The organism is Acinetobacter sp. ABJ_C4_1, from assembly GCF_044538495.1.
Classification (GTDB): domain Bacteria; phylum Pseudomonadota; class Gammaproteobacteria; order Pseudomonadales; family Moraxellaceae; genus Acinetobacter; species Acinetobacter nosocomialis_A.
Genome location: NZ_JBIUCQ010000009.1, coordinates 1 through 22,779, shown reverse-complemented (window position 1 = coordinate 22,779; position 22,779 = coordinate 1). Strand labels below are relative to the sequence as shown.

The following is a 22,779-nucleotide window of genomic DNA, read 5'->3' as shown; positions in this document are numbered from 1 at the left end:
TTAAAATGGCAAAATTATTTGAAACGGTTAATTTTGATTCGCTACAACTGGTCAATAGAATTGTAATTGCCCCAATGTGCCAATATTCGGCAACGGATGAAGGCGAAATTACTTATTGGCATGAGCAGCAATGGGCAAATTATGCTTTGTCTGGAGCTGGTCTATGTATTGTGGAAGCTACTGCTGTACAAGCGGAAGGTCGAATTAGTTATGCAGATCTTGGACTTTGGAATGACCAGCAACGTGACCAGATCAAAACTTTATTGGGGAAAGTTAAAACACTTTCTCCTATGCCATTTGGAATTCAGTTAGCACATGCTGGTCGTAAAGCATCGACTGAAAAGCCTTGGTTGGGTAAAGGACAAATTGCAAAAAATCAGCCACATGGTTGGCAAACAGTTGCCCCAAGTACAAGTACTTTTTCAGTTCACGATGCTGCGCCACATGCATTAACAATCGATGAAATTAAACAAGTTCAACAAGACTTTGCAGCTGCGGCAAAACGTGCAGTTGAAGCGGGCTTTGAGCTAATCGAAGTACATGCAGCGCATGGTTACTTGCTACATCAATTCTTATCGCCAATTGCGAATCAACGTACTGACGAATATGGCGGTTCTTTAGAAAACCGTATGCGTATGACACTTGAAGTACTTCAAGCAATTAAACTCGCGGTTCCTGAAGGCTATCCAGTAGGAGTACGTCTATCTGCAACTGACTGGATGGATGGTAACGAACAGTGGGATATTGAATCTACGGTTGGTTTATCAAAAGCTTTAGAGCAGCTAGGAGCAGCTTATATTCATGTGTCTAGCGGTGGTTTACATGAACATCAAAATATTACCATTGGAGCGGGCTACCAAGTTCCATTTGCAGAACAGGTTAAGAAGCATGTGTCTATTCCTGTGATTGCAGTAGGACTGATTACCGAGCCAGAACATGCTGAACAAATTTTAGAAAATCAGCAAGCGGATGCAATTGGCCTTGCTCGTGCTATGTTATATGACCCGCGTTGGCCGTGGCATGCAGCCGCTACACTAGGAGCAAAAGTTAAAATTGCCCCTCAGTACTTGCGTTGTCAGCCACATGGCTTAAAACAGCTTTTTGATTCTTTTTAGTTTATCAGCGGGCAAATTAAGATTTGCCCGTTTTTTTATTTTGAGATGAGTGAGGGAACATTCTGTGGTTTTTCAGGTAATTTTACCAATCTTACTTTTGTTGTTGATGGGGTACTGTAGTGTCCTCATTAAATTGGTAACACCTGAGCAGATTAGGGCCCTGAGCGCATTTGTTATTAAAATTGCTCTTCCTGCATTTTTAATTCAGTCTTTAGCCAATAAAAACTTACAAGAGATTTGGCACCCCGCTTATTTTATTGCTTATGGTGGCGGCTCTTTAATCTTGTTTACTCTGGCTTTTATCATTTATCGAAAGTTTTTTAAAAATAGCCTAACCCATAGCGCCGTCATTTCTATGGGGGCTTCTATGTCGAATACAGGCTTTATGGGTACGGCTATTTTGACCATGCTCATTGGTAGCCACGCTGCAATCTATATATCTTTAACTTTAATTATTGAAAACTTGTTAATCGTCGCTTTAATGCTCATTTTGGCTGAAGCTGGGTTGCATCAACAACAGAAACTTTTACCGCTTCTTAAAAAGACTTTTATTAACTTACTTAAAAACCCTGTAATTATTGCAATTTTGGTTGGAATGAGCTGTATTTTGCTCAGCATTCATCTACCTTCAAAACTTGGGCAAGCTTTAGAACTTTTAGGAAGGACAGCCTCACCTTTAGCACTATTTGCTATTGGCGGCAGCTTGGTTGGTATAGGTATTACCGCCGTGAATTTACAAAGTATATTGCTGGCCATGTTTAAAGTCGTTTTCATGCCAACTGTAATATTTTCACTTTTTTTAGTGACTCCAAATGTGAGCCGAGAAATGCTCTATGCTGGAACATTAATTGCGGCACTGCCGATGCCAATTGCTTTTGGTATTTTTGGGCAAGCATACGGTTTAAATGAAAGGGCATTAACGCCTTTAATGATAAGCACCATTATTGGTTTTATTGGAGTAAGTGGGCTTATTGCTTTGTGGTGGTAAAAGAAAAGCCCCATGTGGGGCTATTGTTTCTTTACTATTTTTTAGGTGCTGGCTGTGTAGGGGCAGCGGCAGCTTGTTTATTCTTCTCAGCAATAATCTTTTCGACCGAAGCTAAAGACTCTCTAGCGTTAGGAACATTTTGGTTAGCAAGTTCAGTAAAAATCTGTTTTGCTTGAGGCAAGTTCTGAGGAATGATATTCCCATTTGCCATCATGGTCGCTAAAGCCATAGATGCTGGCGCATAACCTTTTTGGGCGATCGCTTGTAATGCTTCAATGCCTTGGCGTTTCATGAGAGGGTTTTTATTTTCAACCCCTTGGCTAATATCATAAAGTGCTTTGACCTGAATAGCAGGGTAGTTTCCTTTTCTAATCAAAGGCGCTAGCTTTTGTAAAGCAATTTGATGAGACTGAGGCTTTTTCTGGGCAAATAAAATAGTCGCAATTTTTACCGTTGCATCATCAGAGCCTTGGTTCGAAGCCTTCTGCACATATTGGCTAAATTTATTACTATCTTTTGCGAGGCCTAATTCACCAGTTTCATAAATTTGCGCAAGTCTATAACTGGCCTGAGCATAGCCTTTGTTCGAGGCATCTTCATAATATTTCAGAGCTTTGGCATTATCTTTGGCAGTGCCTTGTCCCATTTGCGTCATATAGCCTAAGTTATAGATCGCTTGAGCATTTCCTGTCTGTGCAAGGCGTTGGACTTCTTGAAAGGCAGCGGGATAATTTTTTGCTGCATAAAGTTGTTCTGCCTGTTTAAAGACATCATTTTTTGCCGCAGATGCCGTACTGTCTACCGCAAAGATTGATGAACTTGAAATGGCGATTAGGCTGGCGATGAGTAATTTTTTCATTTCTTTTTAACCTTTTACTTCGTAGCTACATCATTCCGTCGATGTATTGAATCAACTCAACTTCTCATCATAAATAGTGGTGGATGAAAGTAAACAGCCGATTTGTATATAAAACGATGTCTATAAAGCAAACTGTGGAGAAAAATGATATGCCACTCTGGCTAAGAGAGTGGCATATAGACTTATTTTACTGACTTAAGTAATGCTTCAATTTGTTTTGCATCACTTGGTACACCTGAGATTCTTTGTCCATCTTGCAAGAACAATGTTGGTGTTCCATCGATATTTAATTTTTGACCTAAAGCTATATTTTTTTGAATTGGGCTTGAGCAACTTTTGCTATTAGTCGGCAATTTGCGGTTAAGCATATAATTGGTCCAAGCTTCAGATGGGTTCTTTGAACACCAGATTTGGTTTGAAACTTTTTCAGCATTTGGGTGCAAACTGGTAAGTGGGTATAAGAATACATATACCGTTACGTTATCTACCCCAACCATGTTTTGTTCTAGACGTTGGCAGTAAGGGCAATCAGGATCACTGAAAATATAAAGAGTACGTTCCCCTTTACCTTTTACATATTTAATCGCCTGATTTAGTGGTAGGCTTTTAACATCAATTTTACCCAATTCGGCAATTCGTTCTTCTGTCATATTCTTTTGTTGTTTGATATCAACTAAATTGCCTACAAAGAAGTATTTAGCATCTTGATTGGTATAAACAATACGACCGCTTGTATATACTTCATAAATACCTTGCACAGGTGATTGATAAACACCCTTTACAGGTAAATCTGGATAATTTGTCTTCAGATTTTGTTCAAGTGTTTTCACATCAGCATGAGCAGAACCGAAAAAAGCCAAACTTAACATGAGTGTGGCAAGTTTAGTTTTCATATTTTTTCTCTTAGATTTCAACCTCGATTATGATGGCACAGAAAAATTAAAAAATTGATGCCCTAATTAAATGAATTTATTAGAATTTTGTATCTATGAAAAAGCCCGTAGGGGTATCCACGGGCTTTTTATTTGCTAAATATAATTATTGTGGTCTAGCAACATCACCACTTAAAGCTTCCGGCAAATCGAGAACTTGAAGGCCGAGTTCTGCTAAAGCGGCTGGTTTCGCAACAACCAATGCAATATATCCGTCAGTGGTTTGAGTACTATTTACCACTTCAATATCGTTATTTAATTGAGTTGCTGGAGCAGGTGCTTCACCTGTGCCTTGAATTAAATGTAACCAGTGTTTTGGTTTTGCTTTAAACCAAAGGCGCGCCACAATTTCCTGACCTAAATAACAGCCTTTATCGTAATTGACGCCTTCACGTTGGTGTAAACGTAATTCTTGTGGTTGGAACTCATGTTCAGTTGCTTGAGCAATCCATGCTTGCCCCGTCATGATGGCTTGTTTTTGCCATTCGGAAACATCAGTTTCTGTAGAACTGAACTCAGTGTGTCCATTTACAACTTTTGGAAAAACAGTGCCTTGTTCATTCAAGGTCATTTTTGAAAATGCACCATATTTTTTAATATGCTTAGCGAACTCTTCAGCTTGATCTTGAGTAACAACAATCTCAAAACTTTCAGCGTTAATCTTTTTTAGCCACAGGCCAAAGTGAATACGGCCTTTAAGATCACAAATGGCTGTATAGCGTGTTTCATTTTCAGCTAAACGCTCAGTATCTACAGTCACTTGGCCTTGTAAAAACTTCTGTGCATCTACACCGTTTAATGCATATGAGGAGAAAGCGAGCAGACTCATGATTAATCTCAAATTCAATATGTTTCTTTATGATTGCTGACTATTTTGCTCCATTTTTATCAAAAAATCAGCCTTAGTTTTCGTAATTTAGTTTTGTCAGAAACTGATGGTATAAATGGAAAAACACCAAAAATATACGTTAAAAGAAATTCTACGGTTTAAGCTATTAAGCACAATTTTTATAACCTAAATGGACTTAAAACAAGGAGAACATAATGGCAACAGGTACAGTAAAATTACATCGTGTATTTAAAGCACCCGCTGAACGGGTTTATCGTGCTTTTCTAGACCCAGATGCTTTAGTAAAGTGGATGGCGCCCCACGGTTTTACTGCGAAAGTTCATAGTTTTGATTCAAATGTAGGTGGCTCATACAAAATGAGTTTTACCAACTTTTCGACAGGATCAACACATTCATTTGGGGGAACTTATGTCGAACTCATTCCAAATGAATTAATTCGTTATAACGACCAATTTGATGATTCAAATTTACCTGGCACTATGCAGGTGACTATTACTTTAAAAAGTGTATTAGTAGGTACAGAGGTGCATATTACCCAAGAAGGAATACCGGAAGTTATTCCTGTAGAGGCGTGTTATTTAGGATGGCAGGAGTCTTTGTCGTTATTAACACTGTTAGTAGAAGCCGAAATCCCAGATCAGTAATCGTCTTTTTAAATTTGGGCATCCTAAAGAAAAAAGTGAGTAGAGAACTACTCACTTTTTTCTTTTTAATTACGATTAAAAGAGAACAAAATATTAAATGTGTTGATGAGGCCTAAACAATAAGGCTATCTAGTGAGAAAAAGAGATGGAAATACACATTAAAAGAATTTATGAACATGTAAGTGCCAATGATGGAAAACGAATATTAGTTGATCGGCTATGGAGTCGAGGGATAAGTAAAGAAAATGCCCATTTAGATTTATGGTTAAAAGAAATAGCCCCCTCAACTGAACTGCGTAAGTGGTTTCATGCAGAGTCCTTAGAGCATTGGAGTGAGTTCAAACAGGGCTATTTAAAAGAACTAGAAACAAACCCAGCAGTTAAAGAGTTACAAGACATTGTGTCCAAGCATAGAGTCACGCTTTTATATTCGGCAAAAGATGTGGAGCATAACCATGCGATTATTTTAAGAGACTATTTATTAGAGAAAGAGAAGAAATGAATATATAAATTTTTTTTTGGTAAAAGTCTTTTATTTAAAACTTTAAAAAATGAGTCATATCTCGCATAATATACTTTTTGAGATTTTTTTATGTCTTTACCAAATTGCCCAAAATGCCAATCAGAATATACCTATCAAGACGGCGACTTATTAATTTGCCCTGAATGCTCACATGAGTGGAAGGAAGGGGAAACTTCAATTGCTGATGAACAAGAAGTGATTAAAGATGCAAATGGTAATGTCTTGGCAGATGGCGATAGTGTCACTGTGATTAAAGACTTAAAAATTAAAGGTTCATCTTCGGTTGTTAAAGTGGGAACAAAAGTAAAAACAATTCGTTTAGTTCCAGATGCAAGTGATGGCCATAATATTGATTGCAAAATTGATGGTATTGGTCAGATGAAATTAAAATCTGAATTTGTAAAAAAAGCTTAATTTGTTAATTTTAATTACATTTCGGTAGAGGTGCCTATCAGACCTCTACCTTTTTTAACTTTCAACATCCTTATAATTTTATTACGATAATGTATAAAAAATAGACTACCCAAAGTTGCACAGCTCATTTATATTGTCATCAATAACAAATAACTTTCGTCCAGAATAATAACGAAAGTCATACCCACACCAACAAAAAAACGAGGTTCTTATGGCAGGATGGTACGAGATTTCACAAGCGAGTGATGGACAATATCGCTTTGTACTCAAGGCTGGTAATGGCGAAATTATTTTAAATAGTGAGCTATATAAAGCGAAAGCATCGGCAGTCAATGGTATTGAGTCAGTTCAAAAAAATAGTGGTGACGATGGGCGATACGATCGTTTAACTGCAAAAAATGGGAAACCTTACTTCAATTTAAAAGCTGCAAATCATCAAATTATTGGTACGAGTCAGTTCTATGCCAGTGAAGCATCACGTGATAAAGGAATTGAATCGGTGAAAACCAATGGATCTTCGGCAACCATTAAAGACTTAACGGTTGAGGCGTAAAATTAAATGTAAAAAAAGCAGCTTCTAAAAGCTGCTTTTTTATTTATGTATTTATTAACGCGCTAATTTAGCTAAAAGTTCTTCTTTAGTTAAATTGCTCGCTTCAGCATCGCGGCGACCTTTATATTCAAAAGTACCAGCATCAAGACCTTTTTCACCAATCACGATACGGTGTGGAATACCCATTAACTCAAGGTCAGAGAATTTAACGCCCGGACGTTCGTTACGATCATCAAGTAATACGTCAAAACCTTGAGCTTGAAGTTCAGCATAAAGTGCTTCGGCTGCTTCAAGAGTACGAGGTGATTTGTGTGCATTCATTGGAACAATTGCGATTTCAAAAGGTGCAATCGCTTGAGGCCAAATAATACCTTTGTCATCGTAGTTTTGTTCAATTGCAGCTGCAACTACACGTGTTACACCAATACCGTAACAACCCATTGTTACTGTAAATGGTTTGCCATCTTCACCCAAAACTTTACAGCCTAAAGCTTCAGAGTACTTAGTACCAAGCTGGAAAATATGACCAACTTCAATACCGCGTTTAATTTGTAGTGTACCTTTACCATCTGGAGATGGGTCGCCTTCAACCACATTACGCAAATCAAAAACTTCAGTAATTTGGGCATCACGTTCCCAGTTTACGCCGACAGCGTGTTTGTCAGCTTCATTTGCACCAGCAACAAAGTCAGAAAGAACAGAAGCAGCACGGTCAACAATTACAGTGATACCTTTTTCGACTAAACCTTGTGGACCTGTAAAGCCAGCCGTTAAACCAAATGCTTGAAGTTGCTCTTCAGTTGCAAATGTAAGAGGAGCGGCAACTAAAGGATGTTTCTCAGCTTTAATTTCATTCAGTTCGTGATCGCCACGTAAGAATAGGGCAACAACAGGAACATTACCTTTTTCATCCGCAACGCCTTGAACCAATAACGCTTTTACTGATTGTTTCGGATCAGCATTTAGGAATTGGCAAACATCATCAATTGTTTTTTGGTTTGGCGTTTCAACCAATTTAAATTCTTGTGTAGGCGCTGCGCGTTCACCTACTAAAACAGCCTCAGCCATTTCAACGTTTGCTGCATAATCAGATTCAGTTGAAAATGCGATATCATCTTCACCACTTGAAGCCAATACGTGGAACTCATGTGAAGCTGAACCACCAATCGAGCCAGTATCCGCTTGTACTGGGCGGAAATCTAAACCTAAGCGAGTAAAAATACGGCTATAAGTGTCGTACATCACGTCATAAGTTTCTTGTAATGATTCTTGAGTTGCATGGAAAGAATATGCATCTTTCATAATGAACTCGCGTGAACGCATTACACCAAAACGTGGACGAATTTCATCACGGAATTTGGTTTGAATTTGATAGAAATTTACAGGAAGCTGTTTATAACTTTTTAGCTCGTTACGTGCTAAATCCGTGATTACTTCTTCATGTGTAGGACCAAGCACAAACGGGTTGTCGTGACGGTCTTTGAAGCGTAATAATTCAGGGCCGTATTGTTCATAACGACCTGATTCTTCCCACAAGCTAGCGGGTTGAGTCACGGGCATGAACACTTCCATAGCACCTGAGCGATTCATTTCTTCACGAACAATCGCATCAACTTTTTTAAGCACACGTGTTCCCATCGGCAGCCATGTATATAAACCAGATGCCAATTTACGAATCATCCCCGCACGTAACATGAGCTGATGTGAAATCACTTCAGCATCGTTTGGGGTTTCTCTCAACGTTGCAAATAAAAAGCGGCTTGCGCGCATGGAAAAAGTCCTAAAAAGTTAAGCGTTATAAAAACGCAGATTATACGATAGTTGCTGCATTATGACATGAATCGTCGAGTTTGACGCAGCATAAAGTTTTTCAAGTCATCCAGATAAGTGAAAATGACGGGTACTACTACAAGAGTCAACAGGGTAGAGGTTATTACGCCACCAATAACAGCATGGGCCATTGGTGCACTTTGTTCTCCGCCTTCACCTAAACCTAAAGCTAATGGAACCATACCCATGACCATTGCACTTGTGGTCATTAAGATTGGGCGTAAACGGGTTTTACCTGCTTGTAAAATAGCATCATAACGACTTTCCCCATGTTCCATAGACTTTTTAATAAAGTCGATAAGTAAAATCGCGTTTTTGGTTACCAGCCCCATGAGCATAATAATGCCAATAATTGAAAATAGATTTAGGGTACTTCTAAACAAGAAGAGGGCAAGAAATACCCCAATCAGTGACAAGGGTAAAGATGCCATAATCGCAGCTGGGTGAATAAAACTATTAAACTGAGAACCCAACACAATATAAATAAACACAATGGAAAGCGTAATAGCAGTTAATGCATAACCCGCAGACTCGGCCATATCGGCATTAGCCCCTTGGGTATTGAAGGTATAACCGGCAGGCAACTTAAATGCTTTTTGCATTTTATCGATGTCTTTGCCGATATCTCCGCTTGGGCGTCCCGACGTATTGGCTTGAATGAGTACTTCTCGTTCAAGATCACGTCGATTAATTTGTGATGCACCAAGTTTTTCTTCAGTTGTTGCTACCGCACTCAATGGAACTAATATCGGTTGTCCATTTGCACCAGTTTTGTTTGAGTTGAGATATAGGTTTTGCACGTCTTGAGGAAGCATGCGTTTGTTTTCATTTAATCGAATATTAACATCATAGGTTTCGCCGTCACGATCTTCCCATGTTGTAACATTATCACCCGCGATTAATGGACGAATCGCATTGGCAACTTGAGAAACAGACAAGCCTAAGTCACTTGCCAGTACACGATTAATATGAACACCTAAAGTTGGTTTCGGTTCTTTTAATGAGCTTTCTAAATCGACCACACCTTTAATTTTACCCATTTCAGCAATAAAACGATTTGAAATTTTCTGTAGCTCATTTAGATCAGTCCCTTTAATCGAAATCATGATTGGCTTTTGACCACCAGAAACTGAATCTTGAGCAGCAGCAACGGAGGTAACATGAATACCTGCTACTGTTTGCAAACGATCACGGAACTCATTGTTGAGTGTTGTTAAGTCTGAACTACGTTCTTGTTTTGGTTTTAAAGTTACCCCTAAACCAGCATGGTTTTTACCAGCGTCTATTGTGCTATTTACAACCCCGTAGGTAGAAACAACATCGGGGAATTGCCTAATAATTTGGTCGACTTGATGTAGTTTGGCTTGGGTATATTCTAAAGAAGCATCGACGGGCGTTTCGAACTGAATACGAATTTCGCCTTTATCTGGGACTGGTACAAATTCGGTTCCAATCAATTTAGATAAACCTAAGGCAGCGATGAGTGAAGCAATCGCGATAATGACTGTAATGAAACGAAAGCGTAGGGCAAGCTTCAACAGCTTTTCATAAATATGGGTAAGGCCATCTAATAATTTAGAAATATGATTAAAGAAACGTTGTAGTCGACTTTCTTTTTTCTTTACTGGGTCTTTCCAGTGTGCTGAAAGCATTGGGTCGAGTGTAAAACTGATAAACATGGAAATGAGAACAGCTATACTTACAGTTACGCCAAACTGGTAGAAGAAACGGCCAATTAAACCACCCATGAAAGCAACAGGTAAAAATACCGCCACAATGGTAAGCGTGGTTGCAAGTACTGCTAGCCCAATTTCTTTGGTGCCTTCTAAAGCTGCGGTGACATGATCTTTGCCGAGCTCTGTATGTCTAACAATATTTTCTCGAACTACAATCGCGTCATCAATTAACAGGCCGATACTCAGTGACAGGGCTAACAGCGTCATCATGTTAATACTAAAACCAAAAGCCCAAATGAACGTTAATGTTCCAAGCAGGGTAATGGGTAAAGTTAAACCTGTAATGACGGTAGAACGGAAAGAACCTAAAAAGAGTAAAACAATTAAAACTGCTAAGCCTGCCCCTTCAAGAATGGTACGAACTACATCTTTAATTGAAGCGCGAATCCCTTTGGAGCTGTCTGCCACGACTTTATAATTTAATCCCGCAGGCATTTGAGCTTTTAGCTTCTCTAAAGTTTGGTAAGTTTTATCGACGACTTGAATTACATTGGCATCTGAACTTTTCAAAATATCGATAGAGACGGCTGTTCTTCCATTATAAAAAGCACTGGATTGTAGTTCGGCTTGAGTATCTTCAACAGTTGCCACTTGTTTTAGAAAAATAGGGGAGCCATTTTTATTGGCAATGACCAAATCACCAAAGCCAAAAGGATGAATAACTTTTGATTGAATCTGTACCACGAGTTCAGAATTTTTTTGCTGTAAGGTTCCCGCAGGGACTTCTATGTTTTCATTTTTTAGCGTGTTAATAACCTGATCAATGCCAATACCGTAGCTTTGCAATTGTTCAGGATGAACTTTAATCCGAATTTGACGTTTAGCGTCACCTAGTAAATTGACATTACCTACACCAGAAACGGTTTTAAGCTGAGGTACAATTTTTTTATCTACATATGAACTTAATTGAGCCAAACTCATCGTATTCGATTCAAATACCACCGACATAATTGGGCTAGATGAAGGATCGTAGCGTTGCACAATCGGCGTATCAATTTCATCACGAAATTGAGCGATAACTGGAGCAATTTTGTCGCGGACATCTTGGGCAGCAATGGCGGAAGAGGTATCAAGATTAAATTCGGCAATCACCATCGAAGACCCTTCACTTGAACGTGAAGTAATTTGTTTAATGCCCGAAATCGTATTGATTTGGTCTTCGAGTTTTTTGGTAATATCAGACTCAACCGCTTCAGGTGAAGCACCGGCATATTGCGTAGTGACCACTACAAATGGGAAATCTACATTAGGAAACTCTTCAACCGTCATGCGTTTCCAAGAGGCTAACCCGAGTACCATTAAGCACAGCATCATCATAATGGTAAAAACGGGGTACTTCACACTGATTCGGGTAAACCACATAAGCTATTTGCTACCTTATTTATTTTTTTCGGCTGTAAGCGTCACTTTTTTATAGATATCAGTATCTTCAAACTGGATACGACTTACCTGATCTGTATTTTGTAAACCTTGTACCAAAGCAATGTTTTCATTGTAACGTTGCTCAATTACCCGAATCTTGACCTTTTGAATAGTCTGATTGCGTATTACCCATACGAAAGGATCTTGTTGCAGGTTTTGAATACTATCTAAAGGAATGGTTTGTCCTTGATTGCGATCACTTTGCAAAATAATGCCATTAATGAATGCACCGATACTTAATGAATCAATCGCTTCTTTAGGAGCCGCAAAGAATTCAATTTGACGACTATCTTGGTCTGCTACAGGTGAGACTCGAGTCAGTATGGCATGTAATTGTTTTGAATTACCCTGAATCTGATATTGAATAGAACTACCGACTTTTAGTGCAGATTGTTGCTCAATAGGCAACTTTGCCTGTATTTCTAATTGATCAGGATTAACGATTTCAAATAGTGTTTGCCCAACAGATACAGTCTGTCCCGGTTCAACTTGTCGTTTAGTAATCACACCTGAAATAGGACTCGTAATGATACCGTCCCGATCAGCTTTTTTAGCAATATCAACATTGGCTTGTTGCGCTCTAACACTTTCAAGTTGACCCTTATAATCTACTTGACTCTGTTCAAAATCCACACGGGCAATAAAGCCTTGATTGAGTAATCTTTGTTTTCGATTCATTAAATTACGTGCGAGCTCTGCTTGTGCCTGAGCAGAAGCAAGATTAGCTTCTGCCTGAGCTAAACGTGCAGCATTGTCTTGATTATTTAACCTGACTAATACTTGGCCTTTTTGTACTTTTTGACCTACATTTGCATTAACGGATGTTGCTGTCGCACTGACTTGAGCTTGAATAGAACTTTGCTGTACTGCGCGAATAGTTCCTGTAAAAGCAGTTTGAGCAGCAAGCGAACCTTGTTTTACAGAAATTAAATCTTGAGGAATGAGTTCAATTTTTTTAGGTTCAGATGCTGTTGTTTTTGGTGCTTCTTGCTGATGACATGCAGCCAAAATCAAACTCAGGCTGATCAAGCTTAATTTAAAAAAAGTAGAAGGGGTGAGATGCGTTGTGCGCATACAGCATCATCCTGTAATTCAAATTTTATTTTGCCCCTATTCTTGATAAAGCTGTGCGCTTATTCAAGCTTTTTTAAACGTTCGATAATATTTTCATACTCTTTGTTAGTGCGGTTATAATTTTTTGAAAGTATTTCAAGTGTTTGTTTAACTTTTAAAATGTTAACTAGATTATTTTCAATCAAAGTTTTATGCCTTTCAGGAACTTTTTCACCTTTACGAAAATATTCCATTTCCTGTCGTTTAAATAAAATTTTGTCTTGTTGTAACTGATTGAGTTGTTCTTGCTGATAATTCATTTGTTTTTTTATGGCCAATAAAGCTTGGTCTCTTTTAATCACCGCAGTTTTACTATTGCTATATGCTTTTTTTAACTTGTTATCTTCTTCTCTGTATCGAGCTGATAATGCACGCTGAGAGGATTGGTTTAAATCAGCCTCTGAATTATAGGGATGATTTCTTTTAATGACCTGCATATTTTGATCGAGTGCTTCATATCCATAGCGGATATGAGCTGGGGTTACAGATGTGCTGATATTGGCAATGCCATGTTGATCATAATAGCGATACCAGACAGCTTTAGGAGCATCATTTGCAGCTAAAGTTGGGGAAGATAAAAACAGTGCCCCGCAGGAGGCAATGCCTATAAATACAGACAAGCAGTTCCTATAAAAGGCGTATTTCACCCGCTTATTCATAAAATTCCCCAAAAAAGAAAGCTAAGCCACTTATTTTTAAATAGTTAATCTTAAATATATTAGTTATTATTTAACTGAATAAAAATATTAATATTATAAAAAAAATGATAATTTTTTCGAAAGTGTGATGAGGTTAAAAGTTATTGTTTATAAATGAGAAAGTAGACAAAAACCTTTCATTGAAAATAGAAGTATAGATATGTTAAAAATGCGTATAAATCTGTAAAAACAAATTTAAGTTAAATTGCATTTATATTTTATGTTATGGGGATGGAAGATTAAATGGAAGATGCGTTCCAAAATCTGAAAGTAATGGTTATTGATGACTCAAAAACTATTCGCCGTACAGCAGAAACATTATTGCAACGTGAAGGTTGTGAAGTGATTACTGCTGTCGATGGATTTGAAGCTTTATCTAAAATTGCTGAAGCTAATCCAGATATCGTTTTTGTAGATATCATGATGCCTCGTTTAGACGGTTATCAAACTTGTGCTCTGATTAAGAACTCTCAAAGTTATCAGAACATTCCCGTTATCATGCTCTCTAGTAAAGATGGTCTATTTGATCAGGCAAAAGGGCGTGTGGTAGGTTCAGATGAATACTTGACGAAACCATTTAGCAAAGATGAATTGCTAAATGCGATTCGTAATCATGTAAGTTCATAATTAAGTAATTTAAGGGCAAAGAAATGGCACGTATTCTTATTGTTGATGACTCACCAACAGAAACTTATCGTTTTAGAGAAATTCTAACCAAGCATGGCTATGATGTACTTGAAGCATCGAATGGTGCAGATGGTGTAACTTTGGCAAAAGCAGAACAGCCTGACTTAGTGTTAATGGATGTAGTAATGCCTGGTGTAAATGGCTTTCAGGCAACACGTCAGATTACTCGTGATGAAGACACTAAGCATATTCCAGTGGTTATTGTGAGTACTAAAGATCAGGCAACTGACCGAGTATGGGGCAAACGTCAGGGTGCACTTGATTACTTGATTAAGCCAATTGAAGAAAAGCAATTGATCGATGTAATTAAACAATTTCTAAATTAACTCATCCATTCATAAAAACATAAATGGCGGGATCTAGACCCGTCTTATAGGATCGAGTATGGCCGCGAACGGATTTATCGAGTTACTTCGTTTGTCTAAACGAGGTAACAAGAATTACGCTTCAGTCCAAAATGAAGCAGAGCGATGGTCAGGAATTGCTTTTGAAATGAGAGGGCAATACTTCGTCGCACCACTTGGGGAAGTGTCAGAAGTAATATATCCACCAAAATATACACCTGTTCCAAATACCCAAAGTTGGGTAAAGGGATTGGCAAATATTCGGGGAAGATTACTTTCAGTTTCAGACTTGGCACATTTTATTTCAGGGCAACGAAGTTCATTTTCGGCTGCCCAAAAAGTGTTATGTATTAGCCATCACGACCAATATGTGGGGTTGGTTGTTGATCAGGTCTTGGGGATCCAACACTTTAATAAAAAAAGCTTTTTTTCTCAAAGTTTAAACTTGGAGGAAAATTTAAAAGAATATTGCCAAGGTTATTTTCACCAGCACAATCAGCACTGGCATGTCTTTTTATTTAGTCGATTATTGCAAAACCCACATTATATGAATGCATCGACAAAATTTATAAACTAATTTTTATGCTGTTAATAAACAGCGTATTTTTCTGGGGAGAAGCTGTATGGGCTTTAAACTTAAAAAGAAAAGTGGCAATCGTGGTGTAAACGAAAAATCGAATGTCAACTTTGTTGCGAAAATCCAGTCACAAATTGACCAATATGCCAGTTTATTTGGGGAAAGTAAAAAGTCCAAGCCTATCCTTTATGTAGCGTCTGTATGTTTAGTATTAGCTTCAACTTCGCTCGCTTATTTATTTTATAGTGTACCTCGACATAACGAATTAACCCGTAGTATGGGTGAGTTACGTTTATTATCACAAACGATTTCTAGACAGGCTACGGAAGCAACAGCTTCTGGTTCGCCTCAAGCGATGAAAGACTTAGTTGAATCGCGTCAAGTTTTCGCCAAAAATATCAAAAATGTCGAAAATATTTATGGCACATCCTCAAAAGAATATAAAAAAGTAGCTAGCCTGTGGAAATCTTTGTCTTATGACATTGACTTGATCTCATCGCAACAGGACGTAATTAACCAGTTATATAATATGAATATCTCGATTAGTGATTCTATTCCTGAGATTCAAGCTGAATATAACTTGATGGTTGATAAGATGGTTCGCGAAAAAGTATCAAGTAATCAGGTCGTAATTGCTAAGAACCAGGTATTTATTGCGGAACGTATTTTGCGTTCTATTAACTCCGTTTTCGTTGGTACAGAGAACTCTGAAAACTCAGCGCATGACTTTAGTGTCGATATTGAGACTTTTGGTGTGTACTTAGAGGCACAGCTAAACGGAAATGCTGAATTAGGCGTAGCTAAAGTTGAATCCCCTGAAGTGCGTGAATCTTTAGAAGGTATTAAAACTGAGTATGATAAAGTTTTAAAATCTGCCGCGACTTCAGTTCTTAAACATACCAACCAGATTGTAAACGTACGTCAATCATCTGGTGAGATCTTCTCTCAATCTGATGCAATGTTAACTGCATTAGGTGATCTTTCAGATCAAACCCAGTACGGTTGGAAGGCTTTTGCGTTAGTTGCATTACTTACATTATCGCTTCTTGGCTTAATTGGTGCTGTCTTAAAGCTTTTATCTCTTCGTAGTCAAGCAGATAAACAACGTGTAGCTACATTACAAGAAGAATATGATCGTAACCAGAATGCGATTTTACGTTTACTTGACGAAATTGCCGATCTTGCAGATGGTGACTTACGTTCATATGCAACAGTATCGGAAGACTTTACTGGTGCGATTGCCGACTCGATTAACTTTGCGATTGACCAATTACGAGACTTGGTATCTCGAATTCATGAAACATCACAAGAAGTTGCTCGCTATACGCAAGATACTCAAAATATTACCAACCAGTTAGCAGAGGCATCTGAGCACCAAGCACAAGAAATTGCAGGTGCATCAACAGCAATGAACGAAATGGCATTGTCTATTGACCAAGTATCTGCGAATGCTTCTGAATCTGCCCACGTAGCACAACGTTCGGTATCTATTGCATCTAATGGTGCACAAGTCGTAAACCGTTCTATTGAGGGTATGGATACCATTCGTGAACAGATTCAGGAAACCTCAAAACGTATTAAACGTTTGGGTGAGTCTTCACAAGAAATTGGTAACATCGTATCGCTCATTAACGATATTGCAGACCAAACAAACATCCTTGCATTAAATGCAGCAATTCAAGCATCTATGGCCGGTGAAGCGGGTCGTGGTTTCGCCGTGGTTGCCGACGAAGTCCAGCGTCTTGCGGAACGTTCTGCTTCAGCAACTAAACAGATTGAAACGCTCGTTAAAACGATTCAAACGGATACTAACGAAGCCGTTATCTCAATGGAACAAACGACAACTGAGGTTGTACGTGGTGCTAACTTGGCGAAAGATGCGGGTATTGCACTCGACGAAATTCAAAAAGTATCGGGTGACTTGGCAAACTTAATTGCGAGCATTTCTGATGCAGCAAAACTTCAATCAGCTTCTGCGAGTCACATTGCTGCAACCATGACGGTTGTACAAGAAATTACTTCACAAACAACAACGGCAACCTTCGATACTGCTCGTTCTGTATCTGAATTGGCGAACATGTCGGAGTCATTACGTGAGTCAGTAACGGACTTTAAATTACCTGACTAAATTGGGGGATGAGAATAGCTATTCTCATAATAGCTATTCTTTTAAAAGTATGAGCAGCGCCAGACAAATATTGGGGAAATAGCTATTTTTCTGGTGTTGACTCTGTAGTTTTCCCCACTCAGGGGGTAAGCAAAAGAAGCCTTTGCTATGAAAGAAATATTAAAAACTTTAACTGAAGCAATGACGCTACCTGAAGATAGCTATTCTGAACAAGATGCTGAGTTTCTTGACATTTTCGTCGAAGAAATTGAAGAAATTTTTGTTGATTTGCAACCATTGCTAAATGAATGGATGCAGTCTGAGAATACTGCTACGCTCACTGAAATTCGCCGCCATTTTCATACCTTAAAAGGTTCTGGAAGAATGATTGGTGCTAAATCTTCAGCTGAGCTTGCTTGGACAGTTGAAGATACGCTCAATCGAGTAATCAATCAAAGCATTAAGTTGACTCCAGCTATCCAGAGCTATGTTCAGTTAGTGTTTAAGTTCTATTTCCTTAAATTAGTAGATAACTTTAAGCAAAAAAGAGCACATGCAGTAGATTTTAGACCGCTTATTTTATTAGGCCAACAACTACAACAACAGCAAAGTTTAGAACCTGCTTTAGAAGAGCTTTTACAACTTTCAAATACGCTTACTGCTGAAACAGTAACTGGACTTGAGCTAGATTATATTGAGCAAGATTCATTAGTTGAGTCAATCGCTCAAGATGCGCATACTGGAATTGAAATAAATCTAGATGAAACTTTGACCTTGTTTATGGAAGAGGCGGAGGAGCATTTAGCTACAATTCACCAGTTCTTAGATCAAGAGCTACACCAGTATGAGAGCTATAATGCTTTAATACGCGCGCTGCATACTTTACGTGGTAGTTCTGCAATGGCACAGGTCGAAACAATTTTTGACGCCAGTACCAAAGTTGAGCAATTATTTAAAATACTATTGCAAGAAGAGCTTTCTTCTAACTCAGATGAAATTTTATTATTACAACAATATCGTGAGTTTATTAGAGATAGCTTAGAACTACTATCTAACCGTAGTTCAAGTGAACAGCTTGAAGCGAGATTACAGCAGTTTAATCAATCATGGGATGCTTACGTTGAGCAACATGGTGATCGTACAGATCCATTAACGCCGTCTCATGGTTTGGTATCACAATTATTGCTGTTAGATGTTTCTGAGCTACTAGATGCAGAATTAGATTTTGAGAAGGGAATTCGCAATGAATTTCCAAGCTATCTTGAACGTCTAAGTGAACAGGCTGACCTGTTGCTACAACATACACACTCTCAAGCCATGCTTGGTTTGCATGAATATACCAGCCAACTGAAAGAAAGCTATGATGTATTGCTTGATAAACCTGTGTTATTGCAATCAGACTATATTTTTGAAATTTATCAAAAAGCGCATCAACAGCTTATTCAATTGTTCGATGCCTTGGCTGCTGGTCAGCGAGTCGGTATTGTTAAGCAACATCAAAGTATTCTAGAAGAATTAAAACTTTATACGCTACATACTCCGAGCATTCAAAATGATCTGTCTCAGCAAAACTCGATTTCTGTTGAGCCATTATTTAATATTGAACCAGAGCTAGAAGCTGTTGTTACTGTAGAGAGTCTACCAGACTCTGCTGATTGGACTGTATTAAGCCAGAGTGTACAGCAAGATCGCCAGTATATTTCCTCTACACAGGTAAATCGAAACTTTGATGCTGACCTTTTAGATATCTTTCTTGAAGAAGCTGATGAGCTACTTGAGGGAATTGATACCGATCTCAATATTTGGGTCGGTGAGCAAGAAAACTTTGCAGCCCTGAATAATCTAATGCGCTATTTGCATACCTTGAAAGGGGGAGCAAATATGGTTCAGGCGACTTATCTTGGTTCAATTACCCATGAATTAGAAAGTGTATATGAGCGTTTAATTCAAAAGCAGTTAGTTGCAACTTCACCTCTAATTGATTTTATTCGTTTGGTCCAAGATGACTTGGCTGACCGTCTGCAAATCATGCGTGAACAACAGCTAGATTATGCAGCTCCTTACACCATTAACGCGTTAAAACAAGCGGGTAAAAACTCTAACTTCCAACCTGTACCAATGGTTGAAGCACTTGATACTGAAAGTGAGATATTCTCTGAACAAGAGCTGATATCTGAAGTATTAATAGATGAGGTGCCAGCAGAAATTGAGCCTGTTCTTGCAGAATTAGAAGCTCATCATGACCAGGTATTTGATACTGTTGTTACTGAGCTAGCTACGCCAGTTGAAGCAATAACATCCGTTACATCATTGCAAGAAAATGAAGCTGTAGTTGAAGAACAGGATATTACTGCAGTTGTTGAGCAGACATTCCTAGAAGAAGCTGCTGAATTGTTAGAAATGGCTGATGTGCTATTGAAACAATGGTTTGAGCAGCGTACAAACCGTAGTATCTTGCTTCAATTACAAAGAGCTGTGCATAGTTTGAAGGGTGGCGCACGAATGGTCGGTTTAGAAGCCGTCTACGCCATTGCCTATCAACTCGAAAATACATTTGAACAATTTGCACTGCATCACTTCAACTCAAATATTTATGACCATTTGCTCGAAAGTGCAGTTGCATGGCTAAAAGATGCTATTTTCAAGCACAACTATCAGCATTTCGATGGATTACAGCAAAGTTTAGAAAATATTCAATTCTTTGAAACGAATATCCAAATCCCGGCTAAGTTAACGAAAACTGATTTGTTTAGCTCAGAACCTGTGATGACCTTTATACAAGGTGATGGTACAGAACCGCCGCCAATGATGGGCGTATGGGAGCAAACAGAACGTCTGGATCAGAACAATGAAATGATCCGTGTTTCAGCAGACTTGATCGAGAAGATGATTGATTTGTCTGGTGAGAACTCGATTAACCGTTCACGAATTGAAATGGACTTGAGCCAGTTTGGTCATACCTTGGTTGAAATGGAATTGGCTATTCAACGACTTGCCGATCAGTTACGTCGAATGGAAGGCGAGTTAGAAACACAAATTATTGCCAAACATGGTATTGAGCACTCTCGTTATACCGACTTTGACCCTTTAGAGATGGACCAATATTCATCTTTAAATCAGTTATCGAAATCTCTTGCTGAATCTGCATCGGACTTAGTCGACTTTAAAAATACGTTATCTCATAAGATCAGAGATACAGAAAGTCTGCTCTTACAACAGTCACGAATTCAGGCAGAAATTCAAGAAGGTTTGATGCGAACACGACTGGTTCCATTTTCGCGTTTGTTACCGCGTTTGCAGCGAATTGTGCGTCAGACATCTACCGCATTGAACAGACCTGCTGAGCTTTTTGTAAATAATACAGAAGGTGAGTTAGACCGTAACATTTTAGAACGCTTAGTGACGCCGCTTGAGCATATGCTTAGAAACGCAATTGACCATGGTTTAGAAGACCGAGCACAGCGTCAACAAGCAAATAAACCGGAAGCAGGGCGTATTGAACTTAACATTCAACGTCAAGGTACAGATGTTGTCGTTGTCTTTAGCGATGATGGACAAGGTATTGATGTTGAAAAAGTGCGCCAGAAAGCACTACTCGCGGGTCTGATCAAGCCTGAACAGGACTTGGAACAGCAAGACATTCTACAGCTGATCTTCCATCCAGGTTTAAGTACTGCAGAACAGATTACTCAAATTTCTGGACGTGGTGTTGGACTCGATGTCGTACAAAGCGATATTAAGGCTTTAGGTGGACATGTTAGCGTTGACTCTGTTTACGGTAAGGGAACCACATTTACTATTCGTGTACCGACCACTGTAGCTGTAAGTGATGCCTTAATGGTGAAAGTAGCAGATCAGCAATTTGCGATTCCACTTGCTCAAATCGATCGAATTGTTCGAGTTTCGCCAGCTTCTTTAGAGCAGTATTTTGAAAGTCCTAAAGAACTATTTGAATATGAAAATAAACGTTATCCATTACGTTATCTTTCAGAATTTGTTGGTAATCAACCAATGCCACGACTAAATGGCATGATGTATTCATTACCTGTCTTAATGATTAAAGCCAACAATGGCCAAACTGTGGCTTTGCTTGTTGACCAGTTAATTGGTTCTCGAGCACAAATTGTAGTGAAACCAATTGGTCAACAGTTCGCTAGCATTGGGGCAATTGCAGGTGCCACGATTTTAGGTGATGGACAGGTTTGCTTAATTTTAGATGGACAAAATATTGCGCGACAAATTCAGTCTACGCCGCGTCATAAGCAGCTTAATGAAGCAGTATATAGACAACGTGAATCAGACGAACACCGTCTCGTTATGATTGTCGATGACTCGGTAACTGTACGTAAAGTAACGTCTCGACTACTTGAACGCCAAGGCTACGATGTTGTTACGGCTAAAGATGGTGTGGATGCCATAGAGCAGCTAGAAAATATTAAGCCAGATCTAATGCTACTTGATATTGAAATGCCTCGTATGGATGGTTTCGAAGTACTTAATCTTGTACGACATCATGATATGCATCAATACATGCCAATTATTATGATTACATCCAGAACAGGTGAAAAACATCGTGAACGAGCATTCTCGTTAGGTGTAAGTCAATATATGGGTAAACCTTTCCAAGAGGAAGAGTTACTAGAGAATATCGATGCTTTACTTGTAGCTTTTGAAAGCGAGGTCAAATCATGAAAGGTAGTGTAAATACATCTTTGATCGGTAATATGGACCAACAAGAGCTACAGCATCTTATTACGGTTTCAACTGGTTTTATTGATGCCTATATCATTGAATGTAATGATCAGGTACCTATGCTATTGCCCCAAAATATTGTGTTATCCGCTATGGACGTAAGAAATGGCGTAAAACATATTGAGTGGCATGATGTAAAGCTCCCTATCTACTCAGTCCATAACGAAACTGATCAATATGCTGTAGCATTGGTTATTGAAGGGGAAGATATCAGCCAACGTTTCGCATTAATGTGTAAAACAATGCCGATCTCGGTTCGTCTACGTATTTCTGAAATTGTCGATGAAATAGATGAGCATCAGGAAGCTGAACAGCACCCAACAGTATTTAAATATGTGCGAATGCAAGATCGACGCTACCATATACCGAACCTAGAATATATTGAAAAAACGCTAGGTTTATAAAGAAAAAGGAACTCAAATGAGTTCCTTTTTTTATGATGACTAAATAATATATTAACAATACTAAAAGATAGATTTTTTATTTTTTAAAATATCTAAATTTATGCCTATTTTTTTATTATATAAATCCAAAATTTTTGATCTAGATTAAATTTATAAAAATAAAAATTCTGATGTTTGAAAGAATTAAATTAATTGCGTAATTTATTATATTTAAATACAATATATTTATTG

At 38.4% G+C, this 22,779-nt stretch carries 19 protein-coding genes; 12 read left to right on the top strand and 7 right to left on the bottom strand.

The annotated features are described in order from the left end of the window. Window positions 1-5 precede the first annotated feature (5 nt). Together ACIF8R_RS12005 and ACIF8R_RS12000 are read left to right on the top strand one after the other, a co-directional pair. Window positions 6-1,115 (top strand): NADH:flavin oxidoreductase/NADH oxidase, encoded by a 1,110-nt coding sequence (locus ACIF8R_RS12005; RefSeq protein ID WP_019457539.1) that lies wholly within the window; start codon window positions 6-8, stop codon window positions 1,113-1,115. 64 nt (window positions 1,116-1,179) lie between these two features. Continuing rightward, window positions 1,180-2,103, top strand: coding sequence for an AEC family transporter (locus ACIF8R_RS12000; protein ID WP_396480956.1), 924 nt, complete (start codon window positions 1,180-1,182; stop codon window positions 2,101-2,103). Between the two features lie 34 nt (window positions 2,104-2,137). Here the strand turns inward: ACIF8R_RS12000 and ACIF8R_RS11995 are convergent, their stop codons facing one another. From ACIF8R_RS11995 to ACIF8R_RS11985, 3 genes are all read right to left on the bottom strand, one after another. Continuing rightward, entirely contained in the window at window positions 2,138-2,962 is an 825-nt protein-coding gene (locus ACIF8R_RS11995; protein ID WP_396480954.1) for a tetratricopeptide repeat protein, read from the bottom strand. A gap of 182 nt (window positions 2,963-3,144) precedes the next feature. Beyond that, complete coding sequence (locus ACIF8R_RS11990; RefSeq protein ID WP_031981656.1) at window positions 3,145-3,855, bottom strand: DsbC family protein; 711 nt, start codon at window positions 3,853-3,855, stop codon at window positions 3,145-3,147. 145 nt (window positions 3,856-4,000) lie between these two features. Beyond that, window positions 4,001-4,723 carry a YgfZ/GcvT domain-containing protein gene (locus ACIF8R_RS11985; protein WP_396480952.1) on the bottom strand — a complete coding sequence of 241 codons (723 nt, stop codon included), beginning with the start codon at window positions 4,721-4,723 and terminating at the stop codon, window positions 4,001-4,003. 212 nt (window positions 4,724-4,935) lie between these two features. Between ACIF8R_RS11985 and ACIF8R_RS11980 the strand changes: the two genes are divergently transcribed. The 4 genes from ACIF8R_RS11980 to ACIF8R_RS11965 all read left to right on the top strand — a co-directional run bounded on the left by ACIF8R_RS11980 (window position 4,936) and on the right by ACIF8R_RS11965 (window position 6,878). Next, on the top strand, window positions 4,936-5,388 hold the full coding sequence (locus tag ACIF8R_RS11980; protein WP_081404819.1) for an SRPBCC family protein: 453 nt from the start codon (window positions 4,936-4,938) through the stop codon (window positions 5,386-5,388). Between the two features lie 145 nt (window positions 5,389-5,533). Next, on the top strand, window positions 5,534-5,890 hold the full coding sequence (locus ACIF8R_RS11975) for a DUF488 domain-containing protein (protein WP_396480950.1): 357 nt from the start codon (window positions 5,534-5,536) through the stop codon (window positions 5,888-5,890). A gap of 90 nt (window positions 5,891-5,980) precedes the next feature. Then, complete coding sequence (locus ACIF8R_RS11970) at window positions 5,981-6,325, top strand: zinc ribbon domain-containing protein YjdM (protein WP_396480948.1); 345 nt, start codon at window positions 5,981-5,983, stop codon at window positions 6,323-6,325. A gap of 211 nt (window positions 6,326-6,536) precedes the next feature. Then, window positions 6,537-6,878: a YegP family protein gene (locus tag ACIF8R_RS11965; RefSeq protein ID WP_068936816.1), complete on the top strand. Its 342-nt coding sequence runs from the start codon at window positions 6,537-6,539 to the stop codon at window positions 6,876-6,878. 54 nt (window positions 6,879-6,932) lie between these two features. Here the strand turns inward: ACIF8R_RS11965 and ACIF8R_RS11960 are convergent, their stop codons facing one another. From ACIF8R_RS11960 to ACIF8R_RS11945, 4 genes are read right to left on the bottom strand one after another with little or no spacing between them, the layout of a single operon-like run. Then, entirely contained in the window at window positions 6,933-8,648 is a 1,716-nt protein-coding gene (locus tag ACIF8R_RS11960) for a proline--tRNA ligase (protein ID WP_396480946.1), read from the bottom strand. Between the two features lie 59 nt (window positions 8,649-8,707). Then, a complete protein-coding gene (locus ACIF8R_RS11955) occupies window positions 8,708-11,806 on the bottom strand; it encodes an efflux RND transporter permease subunit (RefSeq protein WP_396480944.1) in 3,099 nt (1,032 codons plus the stop codon). Between the two features lie 15 nt (window positions 11,807-11,821). Continuing rightward, window positions 11,822-12,940, bottom strand: coding sequence for an efflux RND transporter periplasmic adaptor subunit (locus ACIF8R_RS11950; RefSeq protein ID WP_396480942.1), 1,119 nt, complete (start codon window positions 12,938-12,940; stop codon window positions 11,822-11,824). Window positions 12,941-12,999: 59 nt separating this feature from the next. Further along, the gene (locus ACIF8R_RS11945; protein ID WP_396462758.1) at window positions 13,000-13,638 is read right to left on the bottom strand and encodes a hypothetical protein; all 639 of its coding nucleotides are present in this window, start codon (window positions 13,636-13,638) and stop codon (window positions 13,000-13,002) included. 282 nt (window positions 13,639-13,920) lie between these two features. On the opposite strand from ACIF8R_RS11945, the gene pilG reads away from it, so the two are divergent. The 6 genes from pilG to ACIF8R_RS11915 all read left to right on the top strand — a co-directional run bounded on the left by pilG (window position 13,921) and on the right by ACIF8R_RS11915 (window position 22,548). Beyond that, entirely contained in the window at window positions 13,921-14,304 is a 384-nt protein-coding gene (pilG, locus tag ACIF8R_RS11940; RefSeq protein WP_263614517.1) for a twitching motility response regulator PilG, read from the top strand. 23 nt (window positions 14,305-14,327) lie between these two features. After that, window positions 14,328-14,690, top strand: a complete 363-nt coding sequence (locus tag ACIF8R_RS11935) for a PleD family two-component system response regulator (RefSeq protein WP_004705774.1) — start codon at window positions 14,328-14,330, stop codon at window positions 14,688-14,690. A gap of 58 nt (window positions 14,691-14,748) precedes the next feature. Continuing rightward, a complete protein-coding gene (locus tag ACIF8R_RS11930; protein ID WP_263614516.1) occupies window positions 14,749-15,285 on the top strand; it encodes a chemotaxis protein CheW in 537 nt (178 codons plus the stop codon). Window positions 15,286-15,331: 46 nt separating this feature from the next. After that, window positions 15,332-17,413, top strand: coding sequence for a methyl-accepting chemotaxis protein (locus ACIF8R_RS11925; RefSeq protein ID WP_396480940.1), 2,082 nt, complete (start codon window positions 15,332-15,334; stop codon window positions 17,411-17,413). Between the two features lie 147 nt (window positions 17,414-17,560). Next, on the top strand, window positions 17,561-22,084 hold the full coding sequence (locus tag ACIF8R_RS11920; RefSeq protein WP_396480938.1) for an Hpt domain-containing protein: 4,524 nt from the start codon (window positions 17,561-17,563) through the stop codon (window positions 22,082-22,084). After that, window positions 22,081-22,548: a hypothetical protein gene (locus ACIF8R_RS11915; RefSeq protein ID WP_396480936.1), complete on the top strand. Its 468-nt coding sequence runs from the start codon at window positions 22,081-22,083 to the stop codon at window positions 22,546-22,548. Before ACIF8R_RS11920 ends, ACIF8R_RS11915 begins: the two co-directional genes overlap by 4 nt. The last annotated feature ends 231 nt before the right edge of the window (window positions 22,549-22,779 follow it).